Here is a 21,070-nt window from a genome sequence, read left to right on the forward strand (position 1 = left end):
TGTGCCTGGTTTCTCTCAAGCGAACAGCAGAGAAGACAATTTGCGGCGGGCTGTGACAGAGGCTTCATCGGTCGGCCCCCAAGCATCGAAGAACTGAAGCAATTGTTTGCGGGCGCCGTCGTCGTTCCACGCACGGTCCGCCTTCATGATGGCGAGAAGATGGTCGGCCGCTTCGTCGCGCTGACCCATGGCGTTGAGGATCATAGCAAGATCGTACCGGGCCTGGTGATCCGCGGGGTCTGCTTGCAGCCGTGTTTGCAACGCCACTGGATCGCCGAGTTTAGCCACCTGTTCGGCCAATGTGATCTTGGCCTCGGCAGCACGAACGCTGGCGTTTTCCCTGGCGGCCGGTAGTACTTTGGCAAGCGTGGCTCTCGCCTGTTCAACTTCGCCAAGTTCAAGCAGGCAACTTGCCAGTCCCGCCAACGCGGTTACTTGATCAGGCACTTGTCCAAGGACTGCAGAATAGATCTGGGCAGCCTCGCCGTGGCGCCCTGCCTCTACCGATTGCGCTGCGGCATCGAGAGCCGACTGGATAGCCGCATCTTTGCCGCCGTCTGGGGACGCCACGCGATCGATGAACTCAGTCACCTTGGACTCGGGAAGCGCACCCATGAAGCCATCCACGGGTTTACCGTCGGCAAAAGCAATGACTGCTGGAATAGACTGGATACCGAGTTGGCCGGCGATGGCAGGATGATCGTCGATGTTCATCTTGACGAGCTTGACGCGCCCGGAAGCCGCTCGAACGGCCTTCTCGAGTATAGGCGTGAGCTGCTTGCAGGGACCACACCAGGGAGCCCAGAAATCGACAAGGACCGGCTGCGCCTTCGATTCGGCAATTACATCCCTGGAGAAGCCCGCCGTCGTCGTCTCTCTGATCAGGTCACCAGCGCCGGTAGCGGCAGCGTCCGGTGCTGACGCTCCGAAAGAGACGGTCTGAGCTCCGGCAGGCGATCCGTAGCTTGCGCCAAACGGATTATCGATCTTGCTCATGAAATTCTCCCGCGATTTGCCGATCTTATATTGAGTTTACAGCCAAGACCATCCTCTAGAACGTGATCCAGCCGTCGGCTATCAGTTTGGGTTTGTTCCGTCGATTTTCAAGATCATTGGTTCATGGCCTGTCGACCTCAAGAACTTCATCAGGTCGTCGCGCCTTATCGAAGTCGTAGCCTCATTCGTAAGCGGATGAACATTGATCAAGTCCTGTCGCAGCAGGCTCTCGTCGAGCACTACCTTGACCTCGCGCCGTGTATCATTGATCAGACCCAATACGCTGACAGATCCTGGTGTCAAACCCAGTAACTCCTGAAGTTTTTCCGGCTTGCCGAATGAAACGCGACTCGAAGCGCCGATCCTGGCATGAATGGTTTTAAGATCGATTGAAGCTTCCTCGTCTGTCGTCACGAGGTAATAATTGTCTTTCTTGTCTTTGAGGAAAAGGTTCTTGGTGTGACCCCCGGCAAGCTGACCCCTCAGATGCTGCGCCTCGGCCACGGTGAACACGGCGGGATGACGGATAGTCGTTACCTTGATGCCGAGACTGTCGAAATGCTGCATCAACTCATCATACGTCTTGCTCATGATGGACTTCCGCTAATTTCCGATACTACTCGCCCTTTCCTATTCGCTCCAACGCCCGCTCTCAAGAGGAAAGCCGTGCCGCGGCGACAATCAGAGCTTTTTCTGAGCTACCGCGCAGAACGCCAAATTTCCCTGTTGCAATTGCCCCGCGCTTAGGCCATATAGGCCCCGCTTCGCAAGACAAACTGGCGCGTGCGGGAGTAGCTCAGGGGTAGAGCACAACCTTGCCAAGGTTGGGGTCGAGGGTTCGAATCCCTTCTCCCGCTCCAGTTGTCCGAAGTTCAAAGGGCCCGGTTTTACTGGGCCTTTTTGCTATCTCGCAACTGTGCGGCGAGGTGAGCGCTCGATTCAATTGCAATCTTCGGCAAAATGGATAAACCCGTGTCCTATGGCACAGAAGAAGGCTCACGAGGTTGATGGTTTCCTGCGAAGGCTGGATCGCTCCTATCCCGTCATCCTCGTATATGGTCCGGACAAAGGACTTGTCAGCGAACGAGTGGAGATCTTTATCAAGCTGACCGGCCTTTCCAAGGACGATCCTTTCGCCGTGATTCGCCTGGATGCGGATGATGTGAATGCAGAGCCGGGCAGGCTGTCAGACGAAGCGAATACGATATCGATGTTCGGTGGGGAACGTTTGATCTGGGTTCGCAATGCTGCTGGCCAGAAAGGGCTCGCTGAAGCTGTTGCCTTCCTTGTCAAGGATCCGCCGACTGATACCTTCATTCTCGTCGAGGCCGGCGATCTGAAAAAGGGCGCAGGCCTCCGCGCGACGGTTGAGCAAAGCGCAAGTGCCATGGCCCTCCCCTGTTACAGCGATGATGCGCGGGGAATCGACAGCACGATTGACCACGTGCTGACAGTCAATCAGTTGCAAATCGCCTTGGACGCCCGAAATCTCCTCAAGGAAAGCCTCGGCGGCGATAGGCTGGCAACTCGTGCCGAACTCGAAAAGATCTGCCTTTATGCGCACGGTCGCGAGCGAATCACCATCAGCGATGTTCGGGACATAATCGGAGACGTCAGCGCCACATCCTATGAAGCGGTTGTCGACGCGATGATGGTGGGAAATATCAGCGATTTCACACACGCCTTCGATCGTGTCATTGGTACCGGGTCTTCCAGTTTTCTCGTGCTCAGCGGCGCGATAAGACAGTTTCAGTCGTTACAAACGTTACGTTACGGCATGGAAGCCGAAGGGAAAACAGCGGGATCAGCCGTTATGGCGGCAAGACCGCCAATCTTCTTCGCAAGGAAGAAACTGGTCGAAACGGCGCTTCAATGCTGGAACTCACAATCCTGTTTGCGCGCCATAGAGCGGCTCCAGCGGACTGTTCTGGAGAGCCGCCGCAACGCCGCCCTCTCTATACCGATCATTCGGCAGTCCATGATGGCATTGGCTGCAGAGGCGGGCCGCAACTCACGCAATGGGCGTTAAGTCGGGCCTTCAGGCGAGGCCTCCCCATTTAACGCGATGTTGCAGGCGCTGACATATCTCATCGAGTTGCTCGAGCGTAGTGTAGTGAATACGCACGTCGCCGCCATTGTTGAGATGGTTGACCGACACCCGCATACCCATCACGTCCGTTAACAGCTTCTCAAGGGCCTTCGTGTCGGCGTCCTTGCCGTCGTCCGCATCTTTTTTGCGAATAATCGGTGACGGTTTTCCCCCGTCCTGCGCCAGCGCTTCGGCTTGGCGTACCGAAAGACCATTGCGGATGATCTTCTCGGCGAGAGCGCCAGGATTTTCCGCAGTTATCAAAGTCCTGGCATGGCCGGCTGACAAGGAACCGTTAGTAATCATGTCGCGAACCGGTTCGGGCAGCTTCAACAGCCGCAAAGTGTTGGCGACATGGCTGCGGCTCTTGCCGATCACCTGCGCCAAGTCAGCCTGCGTGTATTCGTGCTCGTCGATAAGTTGTTGATATCCGAGGCCTTCTTCGATCGGATTAAGATCCGCGCGCTGTACGTTTTCGATGATTGCGAGCTCGAGGGCGATGCGGTCATCGACCTCTCGGATGATAACTGGAACAGTGGCCAGCCCGGCGCGCTGCGCCGCACGCCAACGGCGTTCGCCTGCGATCAGTTCATAATGACCAGCTGTCGCGCCGGAAGGGCGCACAACTACCGGTTGAACAATTCCGTGCTGGAGTATCGAGTCGGTAAGATTTTTCAGATCTTCCTCGGCAAAAAGGCGGCGCGGGTTGCGCGGGTTGCGCGAGATGAACTCGATCGGCACGTGGCGGTCGAGACTTGCTACGGGCGCTATAGGCTCATCTTGCACCCTGTCCATCTCGCCGATGAGAGCTGCCAGTCCCCGCCCCAACCGTTTTTTTGAAAGATCTTCATTCATTGTCAAAGCTTCCATAATTGTTTCGTAGACGAATCGGTCACGCCGCTCGCAGATGTCGCTCTCGCTGTATCACTTCCGATGCCAACTGCAGGTAAGCCTGGCTTCCGGCGCATTTCAGGTCATAAAGAATAGCTGGAATGCCATAGGAGGGTGCTTCGGAAACCCGAACATTGCGCGGTATGACAGTCCTGTAGACTTTGTCGCCCATAAAGGAACGAACATCATCGACAACCTGCGTCGCAAGATTATTCCGTCCATCGTACATTGTCAGTACGATTCCCTGAATGTTGAGTCCGGGATTCAGCGAGGCTCGAACCTGGTTTACGGTCTCCAGGAGCTGGCTCAACCCTTCCAAAGCGAAAAACTCACATTGCAGAGGCACGAGCACAGAATCGGCAGCCGCCATCGAGTTCATCGTCAGCAGGTTCAGGGATGGCGGGCAGTCTATCAGGATGTAGGTGAATGGCGACGCCATGGCGTTGCCGCGAAAGGCTTTTCGCAACCTCGTAGCGCGATCAGGTGCATTGGATATTTCCATTTCGACGCCCAACAAATCGAGCGTCGATGGAATGAGCGACAAATTCGGTACAGCTGTAAGGACTGCAGCCTCCTCGACGGACGCAGTCTGCATGAGCACATCGTAGGAGGACAGGGTGCGATTCTTGCGATCTACGCCGAGGCCGGTGCTGGCGTTACCTTGCGGATCCAGATCCACTATCAACACACTCTCGCCGATGGCAGCGAGCGCCGTGGCGAGGTTTATCGCGGTTGTGGTCTTGCCAACGCCACCTTTTTGATTGGCTATCGTAATGATGCGAGTCTGGCTGTTCATCGCTGCTTCCTACGCAAAACGCCCGATCATGGCGATCAAGCTTATGCAATAACTATCGATTCAGTTCTGTTCGTCGCAAATTTTCTATTTGCAGCACGACCGAATCTTTATCGACTGCACTCCCACGTTCTACCAGATCAAACGCCCATGCGTCACGGCTTTCCTCAATCTCCCTCTGGTAATCCCTACCTTTTTGAAACAGCGCTGTTGCCCCTGATGTCAGCCACGGTTCTGCAAGCTCGAAAAGACGGCCAAGCGGGGCGAGAGCCCGGGCTGTGATAATTTCCGGCGTTGGTATCCTCTTCCACATAGTATCTATTCGGGCAGCATGGACGAGTCCTGGCGCGGTAAACCGCCCTAAGGCAGTCCGCAGAAACGCGGCTTTTTTTCCGTTACTTTCAACGAGGTCGATGTGAGCACCCGGGCGATTCTTCAACATGATTGCGAGCACAACCCCCGGGAAACCTCCTCCAGAACCAAGGTCCAGCCACGTTTGAGCGGCCGGCGCCATGTTGAACAACTGAGCGCTGTCTAAGATATGACGGTCCCAAAGCTCTTCGAGGGATGAAGGCGACGCCAGATTTATTGCCGTCGACCACTTCCGGAATAATTCTTCAAAAGCTTGAAGGTTATCCACTGTTTCACGTGAAACATCAGGGGCCACTTCCCTGAGGCGCCTGTTTCTATCGAACGTCACGCCACATCCTGTATTGTGGCCTTGCGTATCTGCGTGATGACAAGTGCGAGTGCCGCGGGGGTCATTCCATCAATGCGCTGCGCTTCAGCAAGTGATCTTGGTTGCCTTTGAAGGAGCTTCTGTTTCAACTCGTTCGACAGACCTGGTACAGCCGAAAAATCGACTCCAGAAGGAATGAGCAGAGCTTCCTCGCGCTCCATCGCTGCAACGTCTGCCTTCTGGCGTTCAAGATAGACAGCGTATTGCGCCTCGATTTCAAGTGCTTCAGCAATTCTACCGTCGATCTCACGCAGTTCCGGCCAGATTTGACCTACACGCTGAAAGTCAATATCCGGGAATGCCAGTAGTTCGTAGACGGAGCGCCGAACCCCATCCATGTTCAAACGGAGGCTCAGATGCGCGGCTGCGTTTGGAGTGATTGTGAGGCTCTTTGCCAATGTTCGCGCCGCATCAAGTTTGGCGGCCCGAGTAGCGAACCGCTTCCCCCTCGGCGCACCAAGTATGCCTAATCGTTCAGCCATCGGGGTCAATCGTTCATCAGCGTTGTCCGCACGCAACGATAGCCGAAACTCAGCACGCGAAGTGAACATACGGTAGGGCTCTGTTACCCCGCGCGAAGTAAGATCATCCACCATGACGCCAATATACGCTTCGGTACGCTGAATAATTATCGGTTCCACTCCGCCGGCGATTCGTGCTGCATTTACCCCGGCAAGCAGGCCTTGGGCGGCTGCCTCCTCATAGCCCGTCGTGCCATTGATCTGCCCGGCCATAAACAATCCGGCAATCCGGCGTGTTTGCAGGGTGCGATCAAGCTCACGCGGATCAATGTAATCGTACTCGATCGCGTAGCCTGGCTGTAACATGACAGCTTTTTCCAGACCAGGGATCGTCTTTAGAAGCTCCAGCTGGACATCCTCTGGAAGCGAAGTCGAAATGCCATTCGGGTAAACAGTATCGTCATCAAGACCCTCAGGCTCGAGGAATATTTGATGGCCATCGCGGTCACCAAACTTGACGATCTTGTCCTCCACAGAGGGACAATAGCGAGGTCCGATCCCCGCGATGGAACCGGAATACATGGCAGACCGATGGAGATTGGCACGGATCACCGCATGGGTTTCAACTGTCGTCCGAGTGATGCCGCAGTCGATCTGCGGATTCCCGATCAAGTCGGTCATTAGAGAAAATGGCAGTGGATTGATATCCGCGGATTGTGCTTCAAGACTCCGCCAGTCGATCGTTCGGCCATCAAGCCGCGGCGGCGTTCCCGTCTTCAGTCGACCGAGCGCGAAGTCATGTCGTGCTAATGTGTCCGACAACCCCAGTGCGGGTGCTTCACCTGCTCGACCCGCCGGGATTTTCTTCTCACCGACATGGATAAGCCCGCGCAAGAACGTGCCGGTCGTCAAGACAACGGTAGCGCAGCGAAGCACCGTGCCGTTAAGCAGTTGGATCCCGGCGATGCGGCCACCATTTATAATGAGGTCGTTCGCTCCGCCTTCGATGACTGTGAGACCGTTCTGTTCCGCAATCGCCTCCTGCATAGCACGACGATAAAGCTGGCGATCTGCTTGGGTCCGCGGCCCCCGAACCGCCGGTCCCTTCCGACGGTTCAGTAGTCGAAACTGGATGCCAGCTGCATCCGCTACCCTACCCATGAGGCCATCAAGCGCGTCGATTTCCCTAACCAGGTGCCCCTTTCCGAGGCCACCAATAGCCGGATTGCACGACATCACCCCGATAGTGTCGGCTCGATGCGTTACGAGTGCTGTCTTTGCACCAAAGCGCGCGGAAGCAGCTGCTGCTTCACAGCCTGCATGACCGCCACCAATAATAATGACATCAAATACGTCGTTCACAGTACCGAGCTTTCCATGTGCGAATCTAGGAATTGATGGGGCAAAACCGCGTCACGAGTCAAGTACACGGCTGTAAACAGTGTTTCACGTGAAACAAACCAATCACCCCTTGGCGCCGATTGTTTCACGTGAATCATTTGCCAATACAGAATTGGGAGAATACGACATCCAGGATATCCTCGACATCAACGTCCCCTGTGATGCGGCCCAAGGCAAATGTGGCGCGTCGCAAGTATTCCGCGCGAATCTCCAACGGCGCCGTTTCTTGCTCCATCGCATTCATTATTTCTCTTCGGGTCTCCTGAAGGAGTTCAATGTGCCGGAGTCGGGTTGGCAGCGGATCAGATAGATCACCGGCGGCGGCGGCCGCCCGGTTCGCAAGCACCTCCATGAGAGAATCAAGGCCTGCACCCCTGCGTGTTGAAATCACGAGGTCATATTTCACTTCCGAATGTGCTTCGGTCAAATCGGATTTCGTGCCCACATTGATGATTGAACTTTGATCTATACCACTGAGATCGTGTGCAACGGGTTCAGCGATGTCTGTGAGCGCAATCACCAAATCTGCTGCGGACGCGCGTTCCAGCGCCCGTTCGATGCCAATCCTTTCAACCTTGTCAGCCGAACTCCTCAGGCCTGCAGTGTCAGTGACGAGGACTGGTAGGCCGTTCAGATCCAACCTAATCTCGATGAGGTCACGTGTGGTACCAGGTTCATCGGAGACAATTGCAACGTCACTGCCTGCCAATGCATTAAGGAGGCTGGATTTGCCTGCATTCGGCGCTCCCACGATGACCACACGATACCCCTCGCGAACGATTGCCCCGCGCTTCCCGTCGGCAACATGGCTATCGATGCGAGCAACCAACCGGCGCATCGACTGCCAGACCCGATCGGATACCGACCCTGGAACATCCCCCTCGTCAGCAAAATCAAGTTCGGCCTCGATGAATGCGCGTGCGCGGATCAATTCCGTTCGCCAGTCCGCATATAGATTGGCCTGAACACCAGTCGAAATTTGAAGCGCGAGCCGTCGCTGGCTCTCTGTCTCAGCCGCTACGAGATCAGCCAGGCCTTCAACCACAGTCAGGTCAAATTTGCCATTGGTAAAGGCACGGCGCGTGAACTCGCCAGCCTCAGCCATTCGGCAGTTTTCAAATGTATAGAGTGTAGATATCACCGCATCGACTACCGCCTTACCACCATGAACGTGCAATTCAGCGCAATCTTCACCAGTAAAGCTGTATGGACCCGGGAAGAAAACGACCAAGCCTTGATCGATAACCCGCCGTTGGCGATCCCTGATCATTCGCAGAGCCGCAAAACGCGGCTGTGGGAGTGAACCACAAATTGTTTCGACAGCGAATCGAGTCGCGCCACCCGAAACGCGGATCACGGCAACGCCAGAAGGCAGCCTGCCACTCGATAGGGCAAAAATCGTGCTGTCGTGTACCTGCATTTGGCGTGTCCTGGAGCACTGTTCGGTTCGGGTATCATACAACAAAAAACCCGCGGCTGTTGTGCCACGGGTTTTCCACATCGTTAGCCAAAAACCAGATTACGTGTTCATCGAATCGAAGAACTCGCCATTTGTTTTTGTCTGTTTCAACTTGTCGATCAAGAATTCGATCGCATCCGTCGTTCCCATGGGGGCAAGGATACGGCGCAGAACGAAGATCTTCTGCAAATCCTGGCGCGGAACCAACAGGTCTTCCTTACGTGTGCCGGACTTGAGGATATCCATCGATGGGAAGATGCGCTTGTCAGCGACCTTGCGGTCAAGCACGATTTCAGAATTACCAGTACCCTTGAATTCCTCGAAGATGACTTCGTCCATACGGCTGCCCGTATCGATCAGCGCGGTCGCGATTATGGTCAGCGACCCTCCTTCTTCGATGTTGCGCGCTGCACCAAAGAAGCGCTTTGGACGTTGCAACGCATTGGCATCAACACCGCCAGTCAGAACCTTGCCGGATGATGGCACAACCGTGTTGTAGGCGCGTCCAAGCCGGGTGATCGAATCGAGTAGAATAACGACGTCACGCCCATGCTCCACAAGGCGTTTTGCCTTCTCGATTACCATCTCTGCGACCTGAACGTGGCGCGAGGCCGGCTCATCGAAGGTCGAAGAAACAACCTCACCCTTCACCGAGCGCTGCATATCGGTGACTTCCTCTGGGCGTTCGTCGATCAGAAGCACGATCAGGTAGCATTCGGGATGGTTGGCGGTGATGGAATGGGCAATGTTTTGCAAAAGGACGGTCTTACCGGTCCTTGGCGGTGCAACGATCAATCCGCGCTGACCCTTGCCCAATGGTGCGACGAGATCGATCACACGAGCCGACAGGTCCTTCGTGGTTGGATTCTCCAGTTCCATTTTAAAGCGCTCGTTTGGATAGAGCGGCGTCAAATTATCGAAATGGATCTTGTGGCGTATTTTTTCGGGGTCTTCAAAGTTGATCGTATTGACTTTGAGAAGCGCGAAATAACGCTCACCCTCCTTCGGCCCGCGAATGGGACCTTCAACGGTATCGCCCGTCTTCAATGAAAACCGTCGTATTTGCGAGGGCGAAATATAGATGTCGTCGGGACCGGGAAGATAATTCGCATTTGCGGATCGCATGAAGCCGAAGCCGTCCTGCAAAATTTCGACCACGCCTTCGCCGATAATCTCAACTTCTTGCGAGGCCAACTTTTTCAAGATGGCAAACATCAATTCCTGCTTGCGCATAACGCTTGCATTCTCGACTTCGAGCGATTCGGCAAAAGCGAGAAGGTCGACCGCTGTTTTGTTCTTGAGTTCTTGTAGTTTCATTTCCTGCATGTGCGCGGAACTCTTAATTCTATTGGTGTGAAATGGAGAAGGGAAATTACGATGCCTGAATGCAGTGCCACTGAAAATGGCCGAAGTGCTGTGGCGGTATTTCCGGAGAGGAGGCCCTTGTCTAGCCAATCGCGACAGTAAGGGCAAGAGATTTCATGACTGATATTGATCACTCACTCCAATTTTTATCATCGATCAAAATGGCTTTATGATGACCATCGCAACAATAATGACCATCAACACTGCAGGCACTTCGTTCATCAGGCGCCAGTAGCGTACCGATTTTTCATTGCGGTCCTCTTCGAACAATCGAACCGACTTGGTAAAATGTCCGTGCGCCGCAGACAAGGCGAGAACAGCCAGGAATTTGACGTGAAACCAGCCATCCATATAAGCAGCCGATTGCCAGGCAAGCCAAAGTCCCGCCAGCCATGTGATACCCATTGCCGGGTTGATGATAGCCTTCAGCAAGCGGTTCTCCATCACCTTGAAGGTCTCCGATTGCACCGAACCCGGAGCAGCGGCGCAGTGATAAACAAAAAGTCTTGGCAGATAGAGCATCCCCGCCATCCAGGAGATGACGGCAATCACATGAATTGCCTTGACCCAAAGGTAGGATTCGGCGGGATAAACGAACACCAGCAAAATGCCACAGACTACAACTGCCGCGGCGATCGCGCGGGGTAGAACCGGAACTTTCTTCGACTCCGGGTTCAACGGATTGGCCTTGTTCATTCTCGAGACCCTTATCTTGCGCGTCAGCTTCGGGGCGCCGCCATACGTACACGATTTACCATTTGCTCGACATGGGAAACAGGAGCATCAGGGGTGATGCCATGACCAAGGTTGAATATCAGTGGACCCTGGCCCAGCCCATCGAGAATGGCGTCGATGCCGTCGTCCAGAGCACGTCCTCCGGCGACAACGCGCAAGGGATCGAGATTACCCTGCACTGCGCCACCCCCCTGGAGCGAGGAGGCCAGGGATAGTGGCACCGACCAATCCAGTCCGAGAGCGTTCACACCGGTACGCTCCCGGTAATTGATATATAATGCACCTGCGCCCTTGGGGAAGCCGATGATGGGCACATTCGGGTAGTGCGCCCGAACTTTGCTGACGATCCGTGCCACGGGAGCAATACAGAACTCTTCAAAACAGGGCTCATCGAGAACGCCCGACCACGAATCAAAAATCTGCACGGCATCGGCGCCCGCATCGATTTGCCGGATGAGGTATTCCGCCGATACATCGGCAAGTTCGTTCAAAAGCTTCTGAAATGCATCGGGGTTCCTGTAGGCGAACAGCCGGGCAGGGGCCTGGTCCGGGGTACCATGTCCGGCAATCATATAGGTCGCCACCGTCCAGGGTGCCCCGCAGAAGCCTAGCAGCGTTGTCTCGGTAGGGAGTTGCTGCCTCAAAAGTCTGACCGTCTCATAGACTGGCTCCAGGCGATCAGCTGCGCCTTCGGATTCGAGCCAGAATATGCCATCCTTGTCGATGGGGGTCAGCAAAGGTCCGCGGCCCTCTTCGAAGCGAAGATCGCGCCCGAGTGCGTGCGGAACAACCAGGATGTCGGAAAACAAAATTGCCGCATCGAAGCCAAAACGGCGAATGGGCTGCAGCGAGACCTCGACTGCCAGATCCGGAGAATAGCACAGATCGAGAAAACTGCCCGCCTTCTTTCTAACTTCCCTGTATTCAGGAAGATAGCGGCCCGCCTGACGCATCATCCAAATAGGTGGCGGATAGACGGTTTCGCCTCCAAGGACTTTCATCACTTTGCGAACCATCACCAGTCTCCCTGTCTTACCTTAAAAAAGAAATTTAGATCTATTTTGGATTCTTCTGATTCTTAGAGTCTGTTTGTAGCGGGAATTATCACATTGACCACATTTTCGCACAGGGAACAATTTTCAGCCTAGAACGGGATAACTAATGGAACGTTCTGACGTACGGCATCAACATCTTGAATCATCAAATAATATCAAAGGCTTAATCTTGTATCAAAACGAGAGGTCCTGTGAATATCCGCGGGAAAAACGACGAAAAGTCGCAACAGTCCACAGAATTACGATATCAGAGGTGAAGGAGCCCACAGGCGGGATCGCTGTGGATGACTTGCCAACAATTCACATGGCTGCCATCTGTTGCGAACGGGCCAACCCTTTGTCCCCGTCTATCAACAGGATGCGGAGTTTTCTGTGACTAAACCAGTAAACTACTTTCATCTTCACATGATCTCTGATGCGACCGGAGAGACTCTCATCGCAGCGGGGCGTGCGGTGGCGGCGCAATATGCCCATGCCAGAGCTATCGAACACGTCTATCCATTGGTAAGAACCGAAAAACAGATCAAGAAAGTGCTCGAAGGCATCGACGCTGAGCCTGGCATCGTGCTCTATACGATTATCGATCAGCGGCTCGCCGCGATCATCGATGATAATTGCGCTGCCATCGGAGTTCCGTGCGTCTCGGTCCTGGAGCCGGTGGTCACGCTCTTCCAATCCTATCTTGGCGCGCCGGCCGGCCGGCGGGTCGGAGCACAGCACGTACTCAATGCGGAATATTTCAAGCGGATAGATGCACTCAACTTCACGATGGAACACGATGATGGTCAGTTGCCGCCTGATATCGAAGAGGCGGACGTCGTCCTTATCGGAATTTCACGCACCTCGAAGACGCCCACCAGCATCTACCTTGCGAACAGGGGCATCAAAACTGTCAACGTTCCCATTGTTATAGGCGTGCCAATCCCGGAGGTGCTGGTAAACTGTCAAAGACCATTGATCGTCGGTCTCGTGGCCTCGGCGGAACGCATATCGCAGGTGCGCCAGCACCGGGTGCTCGGAGCGGCGCTCAGCTTTGATGCTGATCATTATCTTGATCGCGCCAATATAATCGAGGAACTCACCTATGCGCGGCAAATCTGCCATAGGCACAACTGGCCGATGATAGATGTTTCCCGGCGATCGATCGAGGAAACCGCAGCCGCCGTTCTTGCCCTTCGATCGCAGGGACGGTAACCGTCAGCAACAAGGATCAGATATGGCGATTATTCTCGCATCCAGAAGCCCGTTCCGCGCCGCATTGTTGAAAAACGCTGGCGTATCGTTCACCGCACAGCCGGCCCACATCGATGAACGGGCCGCGGAGGCGCCGCTCTATGAGAGCGGGGCGACGCCCGACGATGTCGCGCTCGTTCTGGCCGAGGCAAAAGCTCTTGACGTCAGCGAGCGCAATCCCGAGGCACTGGTGATCGGCTCTGACCAGACCTTGTCGTTGGGAGACGATGTTTTGCACAAGCCGGAAAACCTGGAGGCGGCGCGCCGGCAGCTTTTGCAATTATCTGGCAAGACCCACCACCTCAACAGCGCAGTTGTTCTTGCAAAAAATGGAAACACATTATGGCGTCATGTTTCGGTTGCACGGATGACGCTGCGCGATCTGGACCCTGGCTTCATTGGCAGATATTTGTCCCGGGCCGGAGCCGCTGCCCTTCAGAGTGTGGGGGCCTACCAATTCGAAAGCGAGGGTGTTCAACTGTTCGAGAAAGTCGATGGCGATTATTTCACGATAGTGGGCCTGCCGCTTCTGCCATTGCTCGTTGAGCTACGACACGAGGGCGCAATCGATGGGTGAAATTTTGAAGGCCTTTGTCACTGGAAGTCCAATACGTCACTCGCGTTCGCCATTGATACATAATTACTGGTTGAGGAAATACGGGCTGCAAGGATCATACGAGGCGATCGAGACTGTACCCTCCGACTTCACCGACTTCGTTCGAGGGATGCGCTCGAATGGCTATGTCGGCGGCAATGTCACACTGCCGCACAAGGAAGTAGTCTTCTTGTTAAGCGAAAAACATGATGCCGCCGCTGAGGAAATCGGTGCGGTCAACACACTTTGGTTTGAAGACGGCGTGCTATGGGGCGGCAATACCGACGCACAAGGTTTCCTTGCAAATTTGGATTCTGCCATTCCCGGTTGGGATCAGCGTAAAACCGCACTGGTGTTAGGGGCAGGTGGTGCAAGCCGCGCGGTGGTTTACGGGCTGAAGCAGCGCGGATTTGGTGCAATCCGGGTCGTTAACCGTACAGTCGAACGGGCACAGGACCTGGCCGACCGGTTTGGGCGGGGCGTCAGCGCGCATGACTGGCAGGCAGTGCCCGATTTGCTGCACGACTCCACACTCCTCGTCAACACGACGTCCCTCGGCATGGAGGGCAAGGATGAACTGGCCATGGATCTGTCCGGCGTCGACCGGCGAACGCTGGTCACTGACGTCGTCTACATACCGTTGGAAACCCCGCTTTTGAAAGCATCCCGCGAATACGGACTGTCCACCGTGGACGGCCTCGGCATGCTCCTGCACCAGGCAGTGCCGGCCTTTGAACGTTGGTTCGGTATACGGCCGGAAGTCACCCCAGAACTTCGGGAACTCATCCTGGCGGACATGGCCCGTTCTTCTGCAATAGGGAAGACAAAATGATCGTTCTTGGCCTGACCGGTTCCATCGGGATGGGCAAATCGACTGCGGCTCAGATGTTCATCGATGAAGGCATTCCGGTCCATTCATCGGATGAAGCGGTTCATCGGCTATATTCGGGCGTTGCGGCTCCCTTGATCGAAGAGGCTTTTCCCGGCACAACGATTGACGGGAAAGTCGACCGGGTTAAACTTTCCACCTTCGTTATTGGCAATCCCGAAGCGCTGAGAAAACTGGAACGGATCGTCCATCCGCTCGTGCTTGAAGAGGAAAACAGGTTTCGGCAAGAGGCGCTGCGTAGCGGCGAGAAACTCGTGGTCTTCGACATTCCGCTGCTTTTCGAAACCGGGGCAGAGAAACGTGTCGACAAGGTACTCGTCGTCTCGGCGCCCGAAGATGTCCAGCGCAAGCGTGTTCTCGGTCGGCCCGGTATGACACCGGCTAAACTCGATGCCATTCTTGCACGCCAGACCCCGGACGCAGAGAAACGGAGGCGGGCGGATTACGTCATCGACACCCGCTATGATCTTGATGTCACCAGAAGCGAAGTGCGCAAGATCATTCATTCACTGGTGGATATGCGGCAGCGGTAAAGGTCTTCAACGCTCAACCGCTTGCATCGGCAAGCCGATGCGCTAAAGGTGATTCCATGCGCGAAATCATCTTCGATACGGAAACGACGGGTCTGGACCGGCTTGATGACCGGGTTATCGAGATCGGCGGCGTAGAGCTGATCAACCGATTTCCGACCGGAAGGACATTTCATGTCTACATCAATCCGGAAGGCAAGATAATCCACCCGGATGCGCTGGCGGTGCATGGCATCACAAACGAGCAACTTGCGGACAAGCCGCTCTTTGCCGGAGTCCTGCATGACTTTCTGGATTTTATCGACGGTGCCAGGCTCATTGCCCACAATGCCACGTTCGATATGGGATTTATCAATGCAGAACTCAACCGCCTCGGTCACCCGCCCATTCACAATGACCGAGTTGTGGATACTCTGGCGCTCGCACGCCGCAAACATCCGATGGGGCCAAATTCACTTGATGCGCTCTGCCGCCGCTACGGCATCGACAATAGTCACCGCACCATGCACGGGGCCCTGCTGGACTCGCAGCTTCTTGCAGAAGTCTACATTGAACTGATCGGCGGCAAACAGGCCGCCCTCGGCCTTACGATTGCCGAACAGGCCAGCAACCAACGAACTGGCGACGCGGATTTGATCGTCATACCAAGCCGGCCGCTACCGCTTCGGCCCCGCCTGACCGAGTCGGAAAGAATGGCGCACGCGCGGCTCGTGGAAAGGCTTGGTGACAATGCGATCTGGAATGATCGAATGGCGGCGTTTGTCGCTTGAACGAAAAAACCCGGGCAAGTAGCCCGGGTCTTTTCGAAGCTAAAGCGTGGCTTAGCTTACTTTCGCCTTGGCCTGTTCTTCGGCCATGCGCTGCTGGAACATCTGCGCAAAATCAATCGGGTCGATCATCAGGGGCGGGAAACCGCCATTGCGGGTAGCTTCCGCAATGATCTGACGCGCGAACGGGAAGAGCAGGCGCGGGCATTCGATGAACAGCAACGGAAGAAGGTGTTCCTGCGGAAAGCCCACGAGACGGAAAACGCCGCCGTAAACGAGCTCGGCATTGAAGAGAACATCCTTGCCTTCGCTCGCTTTTGCGGAAAGCGTGAGAACGACATCAAAATCGTTCTCGGCAATCGGGTTGGCGTTGACGTTCACATTGATACTGATACCTGGCGCGTTTTCGCGTGGACGCAACGATAAGGGTGCCCCCGGACTTTCGAAGGAAAGGTCCTTTACATATTGGGCCAGAATATTCAGCGTCTGTTGCTGTACGGAACCATTGCCATTTGTCGCTTCACTGCCGTTCTCGGCCTTTTCATCAGGCTTTTGAGCCATTGTCTGGAAACCTTCTTCTGTTGCGTCCGCTTGTACGGTCTACCCATTGGATGGAGGCTCGCTAGCATGTGTGCCTCAGCGAGGCAAGGCGCCACCGCTAGTCCTATAGTACCGGAGCCCCTATCGCTTCGGGTTCCAGGGCGAGTTCGGGTCACGCTTGCTCGAATAGTCTTCCGGGTCAAGTTCGATCACGCGATCCTTGGTCCTCGGCGAGTCCGGGCGGCCCGGGCGCCGTCTCGCTGAATCGACAACGACCACGCGATCGCTGATACAGCGCCACCCGATGTCGCGCACCGCCGGGATGAAAAGCAGGAGGCCGATAATATCGGTCAAAAAGCCAGGAATGATCAAAAGGAAGGCCGCAAAAACCAGCATCACGCCGTGTACCAGCTCGCGCTTCGGCGTCCGGCCTGCAGAAGTTTCTTCGCGAATTCTTTGAATCAAACCTAGTCCCTGGAAGCGCAGCAGGAAGAAACCCATGAACACTGACAGCACGATTAGTCCGAGCGTCGCCAAAACGCCGATCTTGCTGCCTACAACGATAAAACCGGCAATTTCAACGAATGGCAAAGCCAAGAGGAAAAGGGGCACAAGCGATCGCAAACTAATTTACCTTTCGAAGGTCATATCCGGATATTATCCATAGCCGGTGTCAATTTCATGCCTATATAGGATAGCGTGAAGAGAATTTGTATGATTGCTCTTGGCAATCTATATGTTTCCGGTATTTCGACGGAAGATTAAAGCCGCAAACGTACAATAGGATGAATGGCAGGCGACATGGAATATCTGGACTTCGGAACAATTTTTTTCTTCGTGGCAGCAGTGGTCATTTTCCTGCAGCTGCGAAAAGTTCTCGGTCGCCGCACTGGCAGCGAACGTCCGCCATTCAATCCATATACGCGCACTGCCGAGGTCGATGACAAATCGAAGTCCAGCGACAACGTCGTTTCCCTGCCCCGCCGCGGCGAGGTGAAGGAGAGCAGCTTCGAAAAAATCGATGCGGTCTCCAAACCGGGGACCCCACTGAATGACGGCCTGCGCGCTATCCAGAATGCCGATCCGACATTCGAACCTGCGAAATTCCTCGAAGGGTCCAAAATGGCCTACGAGATGATCGTCATGTCGTTTGCCGATGGCGATCGCAAAACGCTGAAATCCTTGTTATCGCGGGAGGTCTACGATGGCTTTGTTTCCGCTATCGCCGATCGCGAATCCCGCGGCGAAAAAGTGCAATCGTCATTCGTGGGCATAAACAAGGCCGAAATTATCGGTGCGGAGATGAAGGGTACGGAGTCGCACGTCACCGTGCGCATAATCAGTGAGCTGATATCCGCTACGCTCGACAAGGACGGCGTTGTGATCGATGGCGACAAGGAAGCCGTCGCAGAGGTCAAGGATGTGTGGACCTTCGCCCGTGATACCCGTTCGAAAGATCCGAACTGGAAGCTGGTCGCTACCGAAGCCGAAGATTAAGACGCTTACGAGCATGCTTTCGCCCCTGTTCAAGCCGGTGGATTTTTCTGACTGCCCGGGTTGGCGGGCCGACAGGCAGATCGAGGCTTTCCGCGCCTTCCTCCGGTCCGCAGAGCGGGTTCGGGAGAGGCCATATAAGTCCGGCTCACTTGGCATCAGTTTTGAGGCTCTTGAACCGATTTTCGCTGATTCACGTGAAACAATCGTTGAATCCAACGAGGCCGCCCGGTCGTTTTTCGAGAAGTGGTTCCGTCCTGCGCTGATCGAAACTACGGATGCTGCGCCTGGTTTCGTGACCGGCTTCTACGAACCGGAGGTGATTGCTTCGCCGGTTCGGTCTGCGGAGTTCCACGTGCCGTTTTTTCGGCGTCCGCATGATCTGGTCGACGTTGACGAGAGCAACCGGCCTGACGGTTTCGATCCATACTTCGCCTTTGCCCGGCAGACGCCGGCAGGTCTTGTGGAATATTTTGACCGGCCCGCCATCGAAAGTGGTGCCCTTGAAGGCCAAGGCCTTGAAATCGCCTACGTCGCAAGCCCGGTCGATGCGTTCTTTATCCATGTCCAAGGCGCAGCTCGGCTGAAAATGACCGACGGGCGCCTGCGCCGCATCACCTATGCTGCGAAGACCGGACACAGGTTCACCGGCATTGGCAAGATCCTGCTTGAGGGCGGCGAGATCGCGCCGGACGCAATGTCCATGCAATCTATCCGCGCCTGGCTAGCGGCCAATCCGGACAAGGCCCGGGCGCTCATGTGGAACAATCGCTCTTATATATTTTTCCGCGAAGCAGGTGTTGAAGACGAAACCCTTGGCCCGATCGCAGCGGCGAAAGTTCCCTTGTCAGGTGGGCGATCGCTTGCCGTGGATCGCTTGCTGCATACGTTCGGAACTCCGTTCTTCATTCACTCGCCCGAGCTCAGAGCCTTTGGCGGCGAGCATTTCTCCCGGCTGATGATTGCACAGGATACGGGTTCAGCCATTGTCGGGCCCGCGCGCGGCGATCTTTTCGCCGGTTCTGGCGACGCAGCGGGCGAGATCGCAGGGGGTATCCGTCACAATGCCGATTTCTACGCGCTCGTCCCGCGGGTACTTCTGCCGGAAGCGGATCAATGAAGAAGAAAGCCGCGAAGGACGAATTCGCCACTCTGGAGGATCGCATCCTGTGGGAGACAGTGGCAAGGACAGCTCGCCCGCTCAAGGGCAGGGACAAGCCTGTTTTCCTGATTGATACACCCGATGCGCAGGTTTCGATTTCTCCATCCGCACCGTTGAATCCCAAACCACTGGCGACCAAGCAAGAGACGAAACCCATTGCATCGCCCCGCCTGCATCCGATTGATCGCCCGACCCATAAAAAGATCGCCAAGGGGCGGGTCGATATAGAAGCCAGGATCGATCTGCACGGCCTGACCCAGAGCGAGGCATATGGTTTGCTGCTTGGATTTTTGCGACGCGCCCATTTGCGCAAGCTCAGGCATGTCCTGGTGATTACAGGCAAAGGCTCGTCGATGGGTAGCGATGGCGTGCTTCGCCAGGCTGTTCCCATGTGGTTCATGACGCCGCCGTTTCGCATTCTGGTCAATGGTTACGAGGATGCAGCACGCAACCACGGCGGCACCGGAGCGATCTATGCGCGAATGCGGCGTCAGCCGGAGGCGCCATGACCCCTTTTGGCGAAAAGTTGCGCGACCTGCGCGCGGAGCGGGGCATCTCCCAGAAGGATATGGCCAAGGCCATCGGCGTATCTGCGGCCTATCTGTCTGCCCTCGAACACGGCCGTCGCGGTCAGCCTACCTGGGACAAGCTGCAGCGCATCATTCAATATTTCAATATCATCTGGGATGACGCCGAAGAACTGCAACGACTGGCGATGATCTCACACCCGCGCGTCGTCATCGATACGGCGGGGCTTCCGCCCGCGGCGACCGAACTCGCCAATCTTCTTGCCGCAAGGATTGCTGATCTGGATGAAGCGACGACAGGGTTGCTGATCCGGAAATTGGAATCGGTACCGGAAAAGCGCAAACGCTAAAATAGCGCCCGAAGCTGGTCGATCTTGTCATTCACCAGCCAGCCATAATAATTCTCTTCGGGTAGTTGCGGCTGTTCGCCATTGGCCAGACGTGCCGCATTGGAATCGGCAAGCGCATGCGCCCGGCTGTCGGCACCGCCTGTGTTGTACAGGGTCGCAGTGATGCCGGGGTTTGCGGAAATGTCGAAATCGGCAACGCGGCGGTACACGTCGATCGAGTGTTTCAGCGTCGCGGCCATGTAGGGCAGGGTCAGGTCAGGGTCCATTATCGTCTTGTAGACATCGGCTGCGTGATCGGCATGGAGCTTCGGCAGGCCTGAATAGCGATTGACCATGTCGGTCATCTGTAGCGCTATCAAAGGGCTCAGTTGCCCCAGCCCAAAACTTTGCCCCGCATAAAATGGCTGAAAAAATACGGCGCTGAAACGATTGTTTGGAAATTGTTTGCCACTGACCGACTTGCCGCGGAAGTCCTGTTCCCAGACGTCCTCTCGGCATGTCCAAAGTCGCAAACTGTCCTTGAACTGTGCGCAGGAGGAGAATTGCGGACGCTTGACGAAATCGCCAATCGTCTCTCCCTCGTAGTCGAAACTCAGGCCCTGCTTCACATAGGCAATGGCTTTGACATAATAGGTCTGGAGCCGGTCATAGGCATCGACATTATAGGTGTGTTCGCCAATGAGTGCGCCAACGATGTGAACAGGATCGATGCCATAGGTGCGTGCGACACTGACGATTTTCGAACGTAGTTTCGAGTCGCTTTTTATCAGCTTGTAGATCTTCTGGTACTTGGCCTCGTACGTGGTGTTCAGTTCCCGCGTTCGCTTGGCCGATGCGGCGGGAACACCGGGCTGACTTATGTTACGATTGCCCTCGGGAACGAGGGTCACAGCGCCAGCCGGATGCAAGGCAAACAGCATAAGCCAAAGACAGTTCGTCGCGAACAGGAACAGATGGCGGGTCATCGTCGGTCCATATTATTGGTTGGTCGCCCGCAAT

The 21,070-nt window shown here is 55.4% G+C and carries 23 protein-coding genes and 1 tRNA gene; 11 read left to right on the forward strand and 13 right to left on the reverse strand.

The window, feature by feature from the left end; genetic code table 11:
* Positions 1-15: 15 nt before the first annotated feature.
* Positions 16-996, reverse strand: coding sequence for a thioredoxin (gene trxA / locus CU100_RS01470; protein WP_106714787.1), 981 nt, complete (start codon positions 994-996; stop codon positions 16-18).
* Between the two features lie 81 nt (positions 997-1,077).
* A complete protein-coding gene (locus CU100_RS01475; protein ID WP_106714788.1) occupies positions 1,078-1,587 on the reverse strand; it encodes a prolyl-tRNA synthetase associated domain-containing protein in 510 nt (169 codons plus the stop codon).
* 194 nt (positions 1,588-1,781) lie between these two features.
* On the opposite strand from CU100_RS01475, the gene CU100_RS01480 reads away from it, so the two are divergent.
* Together CU100_RS01480 and holA are read left to right on the forward strand one after the other, a co-directional pair.
* Positions 1,782-1,856 (forward strand) — tRNA-Gly (locus tag CU100_RS01480).
* Between the two features lie 119 nt (positions 1,857-1,975).
* A complete protein-coding gene (holA, locus tag CU100_RS01485) occupies positions 1,976-3,025 on the forward strand; it encodes a DNA polymerase III subunit delta (protein WP_106714789.1) in 1,050 nt (349 codons plus the stop codon).
* A gap of 9 nt (positions 3,026-3,034) precedes the next feature.
* Here the strand turns inward: holA and CU100_RS01490 are convergent, their stop codons facing one another.
* The 8 genes from CU100_RS01490 to hemE all read right to left on the reverse strand — a co-directional run bounded on the left by CU100_RS01490 (position 3,035) and on the right by hemE (position 11,945).
* Positions 3,035-3,940: a ParB/RepB/Spo0J family partition protein gene (locus tag CU100_RS01490; protein ID WP_106715928.1), complete on the reverse strand. Its 906-nt coding sequence runs from the start codon at positions 3,938-3,940 to the stop codon at positions 3,035-3,037.
* A gap of 37 nt (positions 3,941-3,977) precedes the next feature.
* A complete protein-coding gene (locus CU100_RS01495) occupies positions 3,978-4,772 on the reverse strand; it encodes a ParA family protein (protein ID WP_106714790.1) in 795 nt (264 codons plus the stop codon).
* 52 nt (positions 4,773-4,824) lie between these two features.
* Positions 4,825-5,469 carry a 16S rRNA (guanine(527)-N(7))-methyltransferase RsmG gene (gene rsmG / locus CU100_RS01500; RefSeq protein ID WP_106714791.1) on the reverse strand — a complete coding sequence of 215 codons (645 nt, stop codon included), beginning with the start codon at positions 5,467-5,469 and terminating at the stop codon, positions 4,825-4,827.
* Positions 5,466-7,331, reverse strand: coding sequence for a tRNA uridine-5-carboxymethylaminomethyl(34) synthesis enzyme MnmG (mnmG, locus tag CU100_RS01505; RefSeq protein WP_106714792.1), 1,866 nt, complete (start codon positions 7,329-7,331; stop codon positions 5,466-5,468). The genes rsmG and mnmG overlap by 4 nt, the downstream gene beginning before the upstream one ends.
* 133 nt (positions 7,332-7,464) lie before the next feature.
* On the reverse strand, positions 7,465-8,790 hold the full coding sequence (gene mnmE / locus CU100_RS01510; RefSeq protein ID WP_106714793.1) for a tRNA uridine-5-carboxymethylaminomethyl(34) synthesis GTPase MnmE: 1,326 nt from the start codon (positions 8,788-8,790) through the stop codon (positions 7,465-7,467).
* A gap of 99 nt (positions 8,791-8,889) precedes the next feature.
* A complete protein-coding gene (gene rho / locus CU100_RS01515) occupies positions 8,890-10,155 on the reverse strand; it encodes a transcription termination factor Rho (protein WP_106714794.1) in 1,266 nt (421 codons plus the stop codon).
* A 195-nt stretch (positions 10,156-10,350) separates the two neighbouring features.
* Entirely contained in the window at positions 10,351-10,890 is a 540-nt protein-coding gene (hemJ, locus tag CU100_RS01520) for a protoporphyrinogen oxidase HemJ (RefSeq protein ID WP_106714795.1), read from the reverse strand.
* 23 nt (positions 10,891-10,913) lie between these two features.
* Complete coding sequence (gene hemE / locus CU100_RS01525; protein WP_106714796.1) at positions 10,914-11,945, reverse strand: uroporphyrinogen decarboxylase; 1,032 nt, start codon at positions 11,943-11,945, stop codon at positions 10,914-10,916.
* A 444-nt stretch (positions 11,946-12,389) separates the two neighbouring features.
* Here hemE and CU100_RS01530 point away from each other — a divergent pair, with 444 nt between their 5' ends.
* Genes CU100_RS01530 through dnaQ form a run of 5 tightly spaced genes read left to right on the forward strand, consistent with a single transcriptional unit; the run spans position 12,390 to position 16,001 of the window.
* Positions 12,390-13,178, forward strand: a complete 789-nt coding sequence (locus CU100_RS01530; protein WP_246709354.1) for a pyruvate, water dikinase regulatory protein — start codon at positions 12,390-12,392, stop codon at positions 13,176-13,178.
* A gap of 22 nt (positions 13,179-13,200) precedes the next feature.
* Positions 13,201-13,794, forward strand: a complete 594-nt coding sequence (locus CU100_RS01535) for a Maf-like protein (RefSeq protein WP_106714798.1) — start codon at positions 13,201-13,203, stop codon at positions 13,792-13,794.
* Entirely contained in the window at positions 13,787-14,644 is an 858-nt protein-coding gene (locus CU100_RS01540) for a shikimate dehydrogenase (RefSeq protein WP_106714799.1), read from the forward strand. The genes CU100_RS01535 and CU100_RS01540 overlap by 8 nt, the downstream gene beginning before the upstream one ends.
* Positions 14,641-15,234, forward strand: a complete 594-nt coding sequence (gene coaE / locus CU100_RS01545) for a dephospho-CoA kinase (protein WP_106714800.1) — start codon at positions 14,641-14,643, stop codon at positions 15,232-15,234. The genes CU100_RS01540 and coaE overlap by 4 nt, the downstream gene beginning before the upstream one ends.
* A gap of 56 nt (positions 15,235-15,290) precedes the next feature.
* Positions 15,291-16,001 (forward strand): DNA polymerase III subunit epsilon, encoded by a 711-nt coding sequence (gene dnaQ, locus CU100_RS01550; RefSeq protein ID WP_106714801.1) that lies wholly within the window; start codon positions 15,291-15,293, stop codon positions 15,999-16,001.
* Between the two features lie 51 nt (positions 16,002-16,052).
* Here the strand turns inward: dnaQ and secB are convergent, their stop codons facing one another.
* Together secB and CU100_RS01560 are read right to left on the reverse strand one after the other, a co-directional pair.
* Positions 16,053-16,559 carry a protein-export chaperone SecB gene (gene secB / locus CU100_RS01555; RefSeq protein ID WP_106714802.1) on the reverse strand — a complete coding sequence of 169 codons (507 nt, stop codon included), beginning with the start codon at positions 16,557-16,559 and terminating at the stop codon, positions 16,053-16,055.
* Positions 16,560-16,679: 120 nt separating this feature from the next.
* Positions 16,680-17,162 (reverse strand): FxsA family protein, encoded by a 483-nt coding sequence (locus CU100_RS01560; protein WP_106714803.1) that lies wholly within the window; start codon positions 17,160-17,162, stop codon positions 16,680-16,682.
* A 177-nt stretch (positions 17,163-17,339) separates the two neighbouring features.
* On the opposite strand from CU100_RS01560, the gene CU100_RS01565 reads away from it, so the two are divergent.
* From CU100_RS01565 to CU100_RS01580, 4 genes are read left to right on the forward strand one after another with little or no spacing between them, the layout of a single operon-like run.
* Positions 17,340-18,035 (forward strand): Tim44/TimA family putative adaptor protein, encoded by a 696-nt coding sequence (locus CU100_RS01565; protein WP_106715930.1) that lies wholly within the window; start codon positions 17,340-17,342, stop codon positions 18,033-18,035.
* The gene (gene mltA / locus CU100_RS01570) at positions 18,031-19,152 is read left to right on the forward strand and encodes a murein transglycosylase A (protein ID WP_106715929.1); all 1,122 of its coding nucleotides are present in this window, start codon (positions 18,031-18,033) and stop codon (positions 19,150-19,152) included. Before CU100_RS01565 ends, mltA begins: the two co-directional genes overlap by 5 nt.
* Positions 19,149-19,703 carry a Smr/MutS family protein gene (locus CU100_RS01575; RefSeq protein WP_106714804.1) on the forward strand — a complete coding sequence of 185 codons (555 nt, stop codon included), beginning with the start codon at positions 19,149-19,151 and terminating at the stop codon, positions 19,701-19,703. Before mltA ends, CU100_RS01575 begins: the two co-directional genes overlap by 4 nt.
* Positions 19,700-20,071, forward strand: coding sequence for a helix-turn-helix domain-containing protein (locus tag CU100_RS01580; protein WP_106714805.1), 372 nt, complete (start codon positions 19,700-19,702; stop codon positions 20,069-20,071). The genes CU100_RS01575 and CU100_RS01580 overlap by 4 nt, the downstream gene beginning before the upstream one ends.
* On the opposite strand, the gene CU100_RS01585 is transcribed toward CU100_RS01580, so the two are convergent.
* Positions 20,068-21,036 (reverse strand): DUF1402 family protein, encoded by a 969-nt coding sequence (locus tag CU100_RS01585; RefSeq protein WP_106714806.1) that lies wholly within the window; start codon positions 21,034-21,036, stop codon positions 20,068-20,070. The two genes, CU100_RS01580 and CU100_RS01585, sit on opposite strands and share 4 nt — an antisense overlap.
* Between the last annotated feature and the right edge of the window lie 34 nt (positions 21,037-21,070).

Source organism: Phyllobacterium endophyticum, assembly GCF_003010935.1.
Lineage (GTDB): Bacteria > Pseudomonadota > Alphaproteobacteria > Rhizobiales > Rhizobiaceae > Phyllobacterium > Phyllobacterium endophyticum.

Excerpts from the sequence above, each read along its gene's own strand:
- trxA (WP_106714787.1), bottom strand. The coding sequence starts at position 996 with ATGAGCAAGATCGATAATCCGTTTGGCGCAAGCTACGGATCGCCTGCC.
- CU100_RS01475 (WP_106714788.1), bottom strand. The coding sequence starts at position 1,587 with ATGAGCAAGACGTATGATGAGTTGATGCAGCATTTCGACAGTCTCGGC.
- holA (WP_106714789.1), top strand. The coding sequence starts at position 1,976 with ATGGCACAGAAGAAGGCTCACGAGGTTGATGGTTTCCTGCGAAGGCTG.
- CU100_RS01490 (WP_106715928.1), bottom strand. The coding sequence starts at position 3,940 with ATGAATGAAGATCTTTCAAAAAAACGGTTGGGGCGGGGACTGGCAGCT.
- CU100_RS01495 (WP_106714790.1), bottom strand. The coding sequence starts at position 4,772 with ATGAACAGCCAGACTCGCATCATTACGATAGCCAATCAAAAAGGTGGC.
- mnmE (WP_106714793.1), bottom strand. The coding sequence starts at position 8,790 with ATGCAGGTACACGACAGCACGATTTTTGCCCTATCGAGTGGCAGGCTG.
- rho (WP_106714794.1), bottom strand. The coding sequence starts at position 10,155 with ATGCAGGAAATGAAACTACAAGAACTCAAGAACAAAACAGCGGTCGAC.
- hemJ (WP_106714795.1), bottom strand. The coding sequence starts at position 10,890 with ATGAACAAGGCCAATCCGTTGAACCCGGAGTCGAAGAAAGTTCCGGTT.
- hemE (WP_106714796.1), bottom strand. The coding sequence starts at position 11,945 with ATGGTTCGCAAAGTGATGAAAGTCCTTGGAGGCGAAACCGTCTATCCG.
- CU100_RS01530 (WP_246709354.1), top strand. The coding sequence starts at position 12,390 with ATGATCTCTGATGCGACCGGAGAGACTCTCATCGCAGCGGGGCGTGCG.
- CU100_RS01535 (WP_106714798.1), top strand. The coding sequence starts at position 13,201 with ATGGCGATTATTCTCGCATCCAGAAGCCCGTTCCGCGCCGCATTGTTG.
- CU100_RS01540 (WP_106714799.1), top strand. The coding sequence starts at position 13,787 with ATGGGTGAAATTTTGAAGGCCTTTGTCACTGGAAGTCCAATACGTCAC.
- coaE (WP_106714800.1), top strand. The coding sequence starts at position 14,641 with ATGATCGTTCTTGGCCTGACCGGTTCCATCGGGATGGGCAAATCGACT.
- dnaQ (WP_106714801.1), top strand. The coding sequence starts at position 15,291 with ATGCGCGAAATCATCTTCGATACGGAAACGACGGGTCTGGACCGGCTT.
- secB (WP_106714802.1), bottom strand. The coding sequence starts at position 16,559 with ATGGCTCAAAAGCCTGATGAAAAGGCCGAGAACGGCAGTGAAGCGACA.
- CU100_RS01565 (WP_106715930.1), top strand. The coding sequence starts at position 17,340 with ATGGAATATCTGGACTTCGGAACAATTTTTTTCTTCGTGGCAGCAGTG.
- CU100_RS01575 (WP_106714804.1), top strand. The coding sequence starts at position 19,149 with ATGAAGAAGAAAGCCGCGAAGGACGAATTCGCCACTCTGGAGGATCGC.
- CU100_RS01580 (WP_106714805.1), top strand. The coding sequence starts at position 19,700 with ATGACCCCTTTTGGCGAAAAGTTGCGCGACCTGCGCGCGGAGCGGGGC.
- CU100_RS01585 (WP_106714806.1), bottom strand. The coding sequence starts at position 21,036 with ATGACCCGCCATCTGTTCCTGTTCGCGACGAACTGTCTTTGGCTTATG.